Below are 11,022 nucleotides of genomic sequence, written 5' to 3' on the forward strand. Positions count from 1 at the left end.
GGTAAAATAAGAACAGAACGCACAAAAGGAGGATCTGCCATGAAATGGATGATCGCGTCGGACCTGCACGGGTCGGCTTACTACTGCCGCAAAATGCTGGAGGCCTTTGAGCGGGAGGGAGCCGACCGGCTGTTCCTGTTGGGCGACCTGCTCTACCACGGCCCCCGCAACGACCTGCCCCGAGAGTACGCCCCCAAGGAGGTCATCCCCCTGCTGAACGGGAAAAAGGAGAAGCTGCTCTGCGTGCGGGGCAACTGTGATGCCGAGGTGGATCAGATGGTGCTGGAATTCCCCGTGCTGGCCGATTATGCGGTGCTTCCGGTGGGGCAGCGGCTCATTTATGCGACCCACGGGCATATCTATCATGTGAAAAATCTGCCGCCGCTGGCCCCGGGAGATGTGCTGCTGCACGGGCATACCCATGTTCCGGCCTGGACAGAGTTCGGGCAGGGAAATCTTTACCTGAATCCGGGTTCTGTAAGCATCCCCAAGGAGAACAGCCCCCACAGCTACATGACCCTGGAAGGAAACACGATGCAATGGAAAGAGCTGGAAAGCAGCGCTGTTTTCCATGAACTGACCCTTTGATAAAGTCCCCCGGCCGGTTTTGCGGGCAGCTTGAAATTTGCCCACCGGTATGGTATGATAAAACTGAAAACAGATCGGCAAAGTTCCGCAGAGCAGTGCTGTGCGGGGCAGGAGCCTTTTTGTTTCCACAATGAGTTAGCTAAAACTAACAAAATGACGAAAACAGCGGGCTGGACTTGTGCAGTTTGACAGGGGTGCCCGCAGATACAGCATGGAGGGGACAACAATGGTAGAAACGATTCTGAGGGTCGATGGTATGATGTGCGGTATGTGCGAGAGCCACATCAATGATGTGGTGCGCAAGACCGCCCGGGTGAACAAGGTGACTTCTTCCCACACCAGGGGCGAGACGGTCATCATCTCGGAGCAGCCGGTGGATGTGGAGGCGCTGAAGGCTGCCATTGCCGAAACGGGCTACACTGTGACCGGCGTGCAGACCCGGCCCTATGAAAAAAAGGGCTTCTTCTCGTTCCTGAAAAAGTAACAGCCCGGTGTTTCTGGCCGGGCTGATCATGCAAAACAGGAGGGATCTCGTTATGAGGATCTTGGTGTACGGCGCAGGCGTTCAGGGCTGTCAGCTGGCCCACAGTCTGGCACAGAACAAGAAAAATGTGGTCACCCTGCTGGCCAGGGGCGAGTGGAAGGCAGTCATTGACCAGAAGGGCCTGACCATCCGCCACATGCTCCAGCGGAAAACAACGGTGGATCGGATGCAGACAATAGACGTGCTGGCCCCCGAGGATGTGTATGACCTTGTGTTTGTCGCGGTGCAGGCCGGGCAGCTGGCCGATGTGCTGCCCATCCTCAAGGCAAACCGGAGCCAGTACTTCATCTTTGTGGGCAATGATCCCTATGCGCAGGAGATGCTGCAGGCCATGCAGCGCCCGGTGGATAAGATCGCCTTTGGCTTCCAGAACAATGCGGGCCGCCGGGAGCATGACCGGCTGGTCAGTGTGCACATGGGGATGGGAATGACTGTCGGCGGCGCAACCGCACCCCTGTCCGGCGCGTTCCGCCTGCGGCTGCAGGCTGCCTTTGAGGGGACTCATTACAAGCTGACCTATTACAGCGATATGGACGAGTGGCTCAAGAGCCACATCGCCTTTATCCTGCCCTGCGCCTATGCCTGCTATGCGGTGGATGGGGAACTTTCCCGTACCACAGTGGAACAGCGCAGGATGATCGTGGATGCAGCCTGGGAGTGCTGTGAGATGCTGAAAGCGGCAGGTGTACCCGTGAACGATGCGGAGAACACCGACCGCTACCGCGAGGGCACCAAACAGCGGAAAAAGACCGAGCGGATGGTCTACTGGATGGCGCAGACGGTCGTTGGGAAGTGGTGCATTTCGGATCACGCCATGCGTGCGGTGAGCGAGATGCAGTATCTGGATGAAGCGTTTGCCGCCCTGCGCGCCACCACATTGGTGGAGATGACCGCCTGGGATGAACTGCGCAGATCCCTGCCCAGAAAGAAGTAAGAGCCGGAAAATGTCCGGAGCATGAGAAAAAGCCTGTCGGTTTTTGCGCTGACAGGCTTTTTTCTATTGGTTCCGTGCCCAGAAGGCGGCAAGCTGCTGCTCCAGCTCTGTGGTGCTGCGCAGGTATTGGAGCTGGTGCCAGTGGCGGGGGAACAGGCGGGTGTATTCGGCGCGGGCAAAGCGGTCATCCAGCAGAAGCACCACGCCCCTGTCCTCTTGTGTGCGGATGACCCGGCCCGCCGCCTGCAGCACCTTGTTCATGCCCGGAAAACGGTAGGCGTAGTCGAAACCGGTGCCGCCTGCTTCGTCATAGTAACGGCGCAGGATCTCCTGCCGGGGGTTCACCTGAGGCAGACCTACCCCCACGATGGCGCACCCGATGAGCCGGTCGCCCACCAGATCCACGCCCTCGCCAAAGATGCCGCCCATGACCCCGAAGCCCAGCAGCGTTTTTGCGGGGCTTGGGCCGAACTGTTCCAGAAAGGCCGCCCGGGCCGCATCGTCCAGACCACTCTCCTGGGCCAGCGTTCCGATGTCCGGGTAACGGGCGGTGAAGTCCTCATATACCTGCCGCAGATAGGCGTAGCTGGGAAAAAAGGCCAGATAGTTGCCCACCTTGGCCCGGGCCAGTGCGGCCAGCGCATCCGAGACGGCCTGCACGCTGGCCTTCCGGTCCCGGTAGCGGGTGGAGATGCCGGGCAGGCAGTAGAGCCCCAGATGTTCGGGCGGAAACGGGCTTTCCAGTGCCACAGCCCGGGCATCGGGACAGCCCAGCACGGAGCGGTAGTAGCCCGGCGGGGTGAGCGTTGCGCTGAACAGTGCCGCAGCCCGCCCGGCGGCAAGGCTGGCATCCACAAAGGGGGCAGGGTCAAGGCAGAGCAGCTCCCATTCCAGCTCGCTGCCCCGGGCTGTCAGCTGGGTGACAAAATGCGCGTCGTACCGCTCTGCCGCCCGGGTGATATCCTGCACCGCAAAGTAGAGCTCGAGCAACTGGGCGTGGGCATCGGCCTCCGGGTTGGCCTCCAGCCAGTCCTGCAGGGGAGGCTGCAGGCTGAACAGCAGTCGGAGCAGCTCCTTCGGCAGCTCTTGCAAAAAGACCGTGCCATCCTGCGCCAGCAAAGGCTCCGGCAGCGGGAAGGCGGCTTCTGCCGGTTCGGTGTCCAGAAGGCTGGTCTGCTGGGTGAGATCCTCTGCCGGCGATTCGGTGGGCGCTGAACCCCGGCGGGGGGCCAGCTTCGTTACCGCCCGGCGCGCTTCCAGAAAGCCTTTGTCTGCCTTTGTCAACGCGGTTTTCAGTGCGCTTTTTCCTTTGCCGATGGCCCGTCTGGCATCGGTCAGGCTGCTCTTGCAGAACCGCGCTGAGTACATGGCTCTGGCCCGGTCCGGCAGGTTATGAGCCTCGTCGATGAGAAAAATGTAGTCGCCCGCCGCATCGAAAAAGCGCCGCAGGTGCACGGTGGGGTCGAACAGATAATTGTAGTCCCCGATGACTACGTCACACCACTGGCTCAGGTCCAGCCCCAGCTCAAAGGGGCAGACCCTGTGCCGCTGGGCAGTTTCGGTCAGGGCGGCCCGGTCATAGGGGACGGTGCTGTCCAGCAGGTCGGCCAGCGCATCCTTCAGCCGCTCGTAGTAGCCGTTGGCGTAGGGGCAGGCTTCCGGCAGGCAGGCGGGACGGCCCTCAGCATCCTTGCACAGGCAGGCCTTCTCCTTGGCCGAAAGGGTCACGCTGCGCAGGGAAAGCGCCGGGTCTGCCGCCCGCAGACGGGCCAGTGCATCCTCAGCAGCGGCCTGTGTCGTGTTGCGGGCGGTCAGGTAGAAGATCTTTCCCCCCTTGCCCTCGCCCATGGCTTTCAGGGCAGGGAAGAGGGCACTCATCGTTTTGCCGATGCCGGTGGGTGCCTGGCAGAACAGCCGGGTACCGCCTTTCTGCTCTGCCTTGCCCGCAGCACAGGCGCGATAGACCTCCCCGGCAAGGGCACGCTGCCCGGGACGGTAGGCCGGAAACGGAAATTGCAGGGCCCCAAGGCTCCGGTTTCGGGCTTCCCCCCAGTCCAGCTGCCGCCGTGCCCAAGGAAGATACTGCCGCAGTAAGTCGTTGAGAAACGCATCCAGCTCAGCAGCAGAGAAATGCCGGGTATAGCGGATGATCTCATCGGTGTCGATCTGGTAATAGGTCAGCCGGACATCCAGTGTTTCCAGCTCCCGCTGCTCGGCGCAGATGGCCCCGTAGACCATGCCCTGCGCCCAGTGGCAGGGGTTCATGTCCTCCGTGATGGCATCGGTGGGCGCGGCGGTGGTCTTGATCTCGTCGATGACCACCGTGCCGTCCTCATCGGTAAAAATGCCGTCGGCACGGCCCTCGATGGTGAACCCGATTCCCTCCATCGTCCGCTCTGCCGTGAGGAACACCTCGGCGGCGTAGCCTTCACCCGCCGCCTTCTGGAGCCTGCGGTGGATGCGTGCGCCCTCGTTGGCCCGGTCAAAGCCGGTAAAGCGGCTGTCGATACTGCCGGTGCGGAGCAGGAACTCCACCAGCTCCCGGACAGAGAGACGGATGGTTGGCATGGGGTTCACTTCCTTTCTCTTGAAATTCTGCGCTTCGGTCAGGCTGTACAGAGCAGGGCCTACCCGAGACCCAGGATCTTTTGACAATTTGCTGCAACAGCATTCACCTGGTCAAAATCCACGGCGGCCCGGTAATAAGTCTCCAGCTCATCATGGCAGTTCTTGGCCTGAGCCATCAGGGCGACAGCCTGGTCGATGAGCTCGGAGGCGGCACGGTCGTTGAAGCGCAGGCGGGCGCGGAAGCCGGACAGGTTCTCCCGGTCCACAAAGCGGGTGCAGCGCACGGCCTGCACGCCGGGCAGCTGGATGGGATGCCAGAGGTTGTCGGTCAAAAAAGCCAGCCGCAGGGCCGGGATGAAGATGTGGTCGATCTGATCTTCAGGGTGCATGGCGCAGGGGCAGGTGATGATGTGGTAGCCCCGGGCCAGCGCTTCGGCCCGGATGAGTTCCAGCAGCAGGCGGGAGACCGCCCCATAATCATCCCGGAATACCACATACCGGTCGGCCAGCGCTTCTACCGTGCCCCGGTAGAATACCATCCCCTTGGGGGTGATGGCTGAGAGCAGCCGCAGCTCCTCGCTGGCGGTGCCCTCGGTGCGGGGAAGCAGCCGGGTGCAGAGCCGCTTGACGTAGCGGCGCACCTTTTCAAAGTTGGCGCTGCAGGCCTCGGCCCGGCGGCTGTCCAGCATCAGGCTACCCGCCGATGCGATATACCGGGCCGCCCGGCCCCGCAGAGCGGCATTCCGGGCAAACAGGGCCTTGACCTCGTCCCGATGGGGAGCCAGCTTTCCGGCATCGATGGTGTGGTACAGGCTTACCACCAGCTCATCAGCCCCGGGCGCGTCCGGCTCCACCACATGGGGCGCGGTGGCATCGATGATGGTGCGTTTCTGGTCGAGGAAGATGACCCCGTCCAGACTGTCCGGGTCGCTGGCACAGTGGATCTTTTCGATGCGCTGGCCCTGCTGCTCGGCGGCCTGGGCCAGATGCTTCATCAAGGTGGATTTGCCGCATCCCGGTCCGCTTTTGATGAGAAGCATCTGCATCCCGGGCTCCCGGCGCAGCGGTTCAAAATAACCCTTGAAGCCCGCCGGTGTGGTGGCCCCCAGAAAGAAATCGGGGGAACGGCTTTGGATTGTTTTCATATCAGAACACCTCACTTTTGCTTTAGGGTATGCAAAAATGAAGGGAGATGATACTTGGGCGGAAGGGTTAATAGGTATGCAGACAGACTTCGTTTATTTTATCCCGCAGAGCCACAAAATCCGCAAAGGCGGCGGGTTTGTTCTGCGCCTGCCGGAGCAGGGCGGCGGGGTGGAAGGTGCCCATGAACCACACGCCGTTCTTTTGTACAAAGATGCCGTGCTCCTTGGTCACGGAGAAATCGGTGCGGATCATCCGCTGGGAGGCGATGCGGCCCAGGCAGACCACGATCTTTGGCTGCAGCAGCTTGAACTGTTCCCGGAGCCAGGGCATACAGGCCTCGCTCTCGGTGGGCAGCGGGTCACGGTTGTGGGGCGGGCGGCACTTGACGATGTTGGCAATGTAGCAGTTTTTGCTCCGGTCCAGATCGATGGCAAACAGATATTTGTCCAGCAGCTGGCCGCTGCGGCCCACAAAGGGCAGGCCCTGCTCGTCCTCGCTCTGGCCCGGGCCTTCGCCCACAAACAGCACCTCAGCAGTCTGGACACCCTGCCCGAACACCACATGGGTGCGGTCAGTGCACAGCTCACATCTGCGGCAGGCAAGGCACTCGGCCTTTAATGTATCCCAATCCATAGCAGTTTGATCTCCTTGCAGCTGAATGATAATTTATTCACAAATAAAAAATGGTTTTCTCCTAAAATAATAGCACAAAAAGCCAATTTTGTCTTGAACTTTTTGCCGGGTGTGCTAGAATAAAAGAGAAAGGCATCCTTGTGTCCAACAGGCACCCGGATGTGAATATTGGATAGTTAATTCGGAGGTAATCAACAATGGCTGATATGTTCGCACCGCTGGTAGCACAGCTGAAGGCAAACCCCAAGACGATCGTTTTTACCGAGGGCAATGACCCCCGCATCCTGGAGGCAGCCAGCAAGCTGCTGGCCGAGGGCGTTCTGAAGGTTGTCATGGTGGGCAACGAGGCTGAGTGCAAGGCTGCTGCTGCCGCAGGCAATTTTGATATTTCCGCTGCTGAGATCATTGACCCTGAGAACTACGCAGGTTTCGACGAGATGGTGAATACCATGGTCGAGCTGCGCAAGGGCAAGCAGACCGCTGAAGAGTGTACCGCAATGCTGAAGAAGTCCAACTACTTCGGCACCATGCTGGTCAAGATGGGCAAGGCTGACTGCCTGCTGGGCGGCGCTACTTACTCCACCGCCGATACCATCCGCCCCGCTCTGCAGCTGGTCAAGACCAAGAAGGGTGCACACCTGGTGAGCTCCTGCTTCATTCTGGACCGTGACTTTGGCGAAGAGGGCCTGAAGCGCATTGCCATGGGCGACTGCGCTGTCAACATTGATTACACCGATACCGTTGATAAGGCTACCGGCGAGGTCAAGATCGCTGCATCCGCAAAGCTGGCTGAGGTTGCCGTTGAGACTGCCAAGACCGCAAAGCTGTTCGGCATCGATCCGAAGGTCGCAGTTCTGAGCTTCTCCACCAAGGGTTCCGGCAAGGGCGGCACCGTTGCTCTGAGCCATGACGCTACCATCAAGGCTCAGGAGATGGACCCCGAGCTGGCTGTGGACGGCGAGCTGCAGTTTGACGCTGCCGTTGCTCCCGAAGTTGCACAGGTCAAGTGCAAGGGCAGCAAGGTCGCTGGCCAGGCCAACACCTTCATCTTCCCCTGCATCGAGGCCGGCAACATCGGCTATAAGATCGCTCAGCGTCTGGGCGGCTACGCTGCCTACGGCCCCATCCTGCAGGGCCTGAACGCACCCATCAACGACCTGTCCCGTGGCTGCAACGCTGACGAGGTCTACAAGATGAGCCTGATCACTGCCTGCCAGTCCTAACTTTTATTCAGCACTCTGCCCCTTCTGGTGTAATGCCGGAAGGGGCTTTTGTTTTGCATGTTGTTTGATGGTTTTGCCAAAGGCTCCCCCTTTGGGGGAGCTGGCGCAAAGCGCCTGAGAGGGCGAGCCCGCTGCCGGGGCTTGCAATCTCCCCAAAAACATGCTATAATAATCAAGCACAAAATGTGCCATGCCGGACAGCGCCTGCTGCGTGGTTCGGCATACGGATGCGGGCCCTGTACGATGGGGCCGCTGTGAACCAGGTCAGGTGGGGAACCAAGCAGCCTTAAGCGGTGTGTCCCGTGCGTTTCAGTCAGCCTGCATCCGTATGCCGAGTTACGCAAGGCGGGGGTCAACCCCCGTCAGCGCTGCCCGGCTTTTTTGTTGAAAGGGGAGAAGCAGATGTATCGAGCCCTGTACCGCAAGTGGCGGCCCCAGCGGTTTGAGGATGTGGTGGCCCAGCGCGGCATCGTGACCGCACTGCGCAACCAGATCGCCACAGGCCGTGTGGGCCACGCTTATCTGTTTACCGGCGTGCGCGGCACCGGCAAGACCACCTGTGCCAAGATCTTTGCCAAGGCAGTCAACTGCCTGCATCCCCAGAACGGTGACCCCTGCGGTGAGTGCGAGATTTGCAGAGGCATCGACAATGGCAGCATTCTGGACGTGGTGGAGATGGACGCGGCCTCCAACAACGGCGTGGACGATATCCGTGATCTGCGTGATGAAACGGCCTACACCCCCAGCGCCTGTCATTATAAGGTATATATCATCGACGAGGTGCACATGCTCTCCACGGCAGCGTTCAATGCCCTGCTGAAAACGCTGGAGGAGCCGCCCGCCCACGTCATCTTTATTCTGGCGACCACGGAAATCCAGAAGGTTCCCGCCACCATCCTTTCCCGGTGCCAGCGGTATGATTTTACCCGCATCGGCCCCGAGGATATCGCCCAGCGTGTGGAGTACATTGCCGGGCAGGAGGGACTGGAGCTGTCCGGCGAGGGGGCGGAGCTTATCTCCCGCCTTGCCGATGGTGCCATGCGAGACGCGCTGTCCATTCTGGATACCTGTGCCGGTGTCACGGCAAAGATCGATGCGGACGTTGTCCGCCGGATGGCAGGTGTGACCGACCGGAGCTATCTGTTCCATATTTCGGATGCGCTGGAAGCGCAAGATGCCGCCGCGGCACTGGCACAGCTGGCTCAGCTGCGCCAGCAGTCGGTGGATGTGAAGCGGCTGACCGAGGAGCTCATTGCCCATTACCGTGCGCTGATGCTGGCGGCCCTGCCCGGCGGGCAGGCACTGCTCTCGGGTGTATCCCCGGAAGAGGAAAAGCTCTATCTGGAAAAAGGCCCCCGGATGGGGCAGCGGGAGGCGATCCGGGCCATCCGGGCTCTGGGCAACGCTCTGGAGCACATGACCCGTGGCAGTGACCAGCGGATAGAGCTGGAACTGGCCCTGTTCAGCCTTTCGGAGCCGCCCCAGCAGGTGGCGGTACAGGCTGTGCCCGTCGCCCGGCCTGCGGTCCCTGCACAGGAGGCCCCCAGACCGTTTGCGTCGGCACCGGTCAAGCCTTTTGTATGTGCACCGGCGGCATCGGCTCCCGTGCAGGAACCCTCTGTGGAACCGGCACCGATGCAGCAGTCTGAGCCGGAACCGGCACCTCAGCCCGTGGAACCGCCCAAGGCAGAAGCGGCAGCTTCTGCGGAAGAAGAGCTGCCGCCCCTGCCGGAGGAACCGCCGGTGACTTCGGAGGCTCCGCCCCCCTGGGACGAGCCGGCCCTGGCTGCGCCGCCGCAGAGAGAAGCGCCTCCGGCTCCCGCGCAGGAAGTGCCTGCGGCCCAGCCTCAGCCGGAGCCCAAGCCGGAATATACGGCTGATCCGGCGCTGAACAAGCCCCGCAAGGTGGCGGCAGAGGGAATCAATCCCTTCCCGCAGTGGGCAGAGGTCATCAAGCTCCTGCAGGAGCAGGATCCCATGCTCTACACCTACCTGAAAAAGTCCAAGGGTTACTTTGATGGTACCCGGGTGCTTATCGATGGCGGAAAGACCTTCCGGGATTTTATCCGCGCCAACAAGGAAAGCCAGAAGCTCATCAAAAAGCTGATCGCGCAGGTGTCCGGTGTGGCGGTGCCCATCGGCCCCTATGAATCCAAGACGGTCAATCGCGCTTCGGCCAACGCCGAGGAATCCCTCCGCAAGCTGGAACAGCTGGGGCTGGAGGTGTCGATTGAGGATAGTGAACGCAAAAAACGATAAAGAAAAGGAGAACCAACCATGAAAGCAAGAATGCCCGCAGGCTTCGGCCGCCCCGATATGAACTCCCTGATGCGTCAGGCCCAGAAGATGCAGGAAGATATGAAGGCCAAGCAGGCAGAGCTGGAAGCTGCTGAGTACACCGGCAGTGCATCCGGTGAGATGGTCACTGTGAAGATGAACGGCAAGCACGAGGTGCTGAGCATCACCATTAAGCCTGAGGCCGTGGACCCCGATGATATCGAGATGCTGGAAGACCTGGTGGCTGCTGCCGTCAATGCAACCGTCAAGCAAGTGGATGAGACTGCCGAGGCCGAAATGGGCAAACTGACCGGCGGCCTGAACATTCCCGGTCTTTGATCAAAGTGGAGGAGCACCATGGGTTATAATGCAGCCCCGCTGGAAAAGCTGATCGAAGAATTCAGCAAGTTCCCGGGCATTGGGCGGAAGGGTGCGACCCGGATGGCCTATCAGGTACTGAGCATGTCGGATCAGGATGCCGCCGCACTGGCGGGTGCGATCCAGAACGCCCACACCAAGCTCCACCGCTGCCGTGTCTGCCAGAATTATACCGAAGCCGAGCTCTGCCCCATCTGTGCCAGTGCCAAGCGGGACCGCTCTGTCATCTGTGTGGTGGAAACGCCCCGTGATGTGCAGGCGTTTGAGCGCACCCGAGAGTACCATGGAATGTACCATGTGCTCCACGGTCTCATCAGCCCCATGGATGGCATCGGTGCTGAACAGCTGACGGTCAAGGAACTGCTGGCCCGTCTGGGAGATGGTGAAGTGAAGGAAGTGATCATGGCCATGAATCCCACCGTTGAAGGTGAGGCAACGGCCATGTATCTGGCAAAGCTCATCAAGCCCCTGGGCATCAAGACCACCCGTCTGGCCTATGGCCTGCCCGTGGGTGCCAGCCTGGAGTATACCGATGAGACGACCCTGTACCGGGCGCTGTCTGGCCGGGGAGAACTGTGATCATTTGTATTTCAAAGCCCTGCGTTTGCGCGCGGGGCTTTGTGCTGTTTATGGGATAAAAAAGAAACACCCGGCCGGGGAAATGAAACAAATTCAAGAAATATAGAAAAAACTCAAAAAAGATGCAAAAAAGTGTTGACAGAAGGCTGGGG

The 11,022-nt window shown here is 60.4% G+C and carries 10 protein-coding genes and 1 other RNA gene; 8 read left to right on the forward strand and 3 right to left on the reverse strand.

Going from position 1 to position 11,022, the window contains the following annotated elements:
• The first annotated feature begins 39 nt into the window (after window positions 1-39).
• From yfcE to J3352_RS09450, 3 genes are all read left to right on the forward strand, one after another.
• Window positions 40-588 carry a phosphodiesterase gene (yfcE, locus tag J3352_RS09440; protein ID WP_097770517.1) on the forward strand — a complete coding sequence of 183 codons (549 nt, stop codon included), beginning with the start codon at window positions 40-42 and terminating at the stop codon, window positions 586-588.
• A 226-nt stretch (window positions 589-814) separates the two neighbouring features.
• The gene (locus J3352_RS09445; protein WP_156065199.1) at window positions 815-1,072 is read left to right on the forward strand and encodes a heavy-metal-associated domain-containing protein; all 258 of its coding nucleotides are present in this window, start codon (window positions 815-817) and stop codon (window positions 1,070-1,072) included.
• Between the two features lie 52 nt (window positions 1,073-1,124).
• Complete coding sequence (locus J3352_RS09450) at window positions 1,125-2,066, forward strand: ketopantoate reductase family protein (protein WP_197036503.1); 942 nt, start codon at window positions 1,125-1,127, stop codon at window positions 2,064-2,066.
• A 63-nt stretch (window positions 2,067-2,129) separates the two neighbouring features.
• Here J3352_RS09450 and J3352_RS09455 read toward each other — a convergent pair whose 3' ends face one another.
• The 3 genes from J3352_RS09455 to J3352_RS09465 form a co-directional block, all read right to left on the reverse strand.
• Entirely contained in the window at window positions 2,130-4,634 is a 2,505-nt protein-coding gene (locus J3352_RS09455; RefSeq protein WP_156065193.1) for an ATP-dependent DNA helicase, read from the reverse strand.
• 59 nt (window positions 4,635-4,693) lie between these two features.
• Window positions 4,694-5,779 carry a hypothetical protein gene (locus tag J3352_RS09460; protein ID WP_156065190.1) on the reverse strand — a complete coding sequence of 362 codons (1,086 nt, stop codon included), beginning with the start codon at window positions 5,777-5,779 and terminating at the stop codon, window positions 4,694-4,696.
• Between the two features lie 67 nt (window positions 5,780-5,846).
• Window positions 5,847-6,413 (reverse strand): uracil-DNA glycosylase family protein, encoded by a 567-nt coding sequence (locus J3352_RS09465; protein WP_156065187.1) that lies wholly within the window; start codon window positions 6,411-6,413, stop codon window positions 5,847-5,849.
• Between the two features lie 197 nt (window positions 6,414-6,610).
• Here J3352_RS09465 and pta point away from each other — a divergent pair, with 197 nt between their 5' ends.
• The 5 genes from pta (at window position 6,611) to recR (ending at window position 10,870) form a co-directional block, all read left to right on the forward strand.
• Window positions 6,611-7,636, forward strand: a complete 1,026-nt coding sequence (pta, locus tag J3352_RS09470; RefSeq protein WP_005931805.1) for a phosphate acetyltransferase — start codon at window positions 6,611-6,613, stop codon at window positions 7,634-7,636.
• A gap of 227 nt (window positions 7,637-7,863) precedes the next feature.
• Window positions 7,864-7,963, forward strand: an RNA gene (gene ffs, locus J3352_RS09475) — signal recognition particle sRNA small type.
• Window positions 7,964-8,038: 75 nt separating this feature from the next.
• On the forward strand, window positions 8,039-9,895 hold the full coding sequence (gene dnaX, locus J3352_RS09480) for a DNA polymerase III subunit gamma/tau (RefSeq protein WP_156065183.1): 1,857 nt from the start codon (window positions 8,039-8,041) through the stop codon (window positions 9,893-9,895).
• An 18-nt stretch (window positions 9,896-9,913) separates the two neighbouring features.
• Window positions 9,914-10,252, forward strand: a complete 339-nt coding sequence (locus J3352_RS09485) for a YbaB/EbfC family nucleoid-associated protein (RefSeq protein WP_005931599.1) — start codon at window positions 9,914-9,916, stop codon at window positions 10,250-10,252.
• 18 nt (window positions 10,253-10,270) lie between these two features.
• Window positions 10,271-10,870 carry a recombination mediator RecR gene (gene recR, locus J3352_RS09490; RefSeq protein ID WP_005931596.1) on the forward strand — a complete coding sequence of 200 codons (600 nt, stop codon included), beginning with the start codon at window positions 10,271-10,273 and terminating at the stop codon, window positions 10,868-10,870.
• Window positions 10,871-11,022: the final 152 nt, after the last annotated feature.

The sequence above is a fragment of the Faecalibacterium sp. Marseille-Q4164 genome (assembly GCF_017377545.1).
Classification (GTDB): Bacteria; Bacillota; Clostridia; order Oscillospirales; family Ruminococcaceae; genus Faecalibacterium; species Faecalibacterium duncaniae.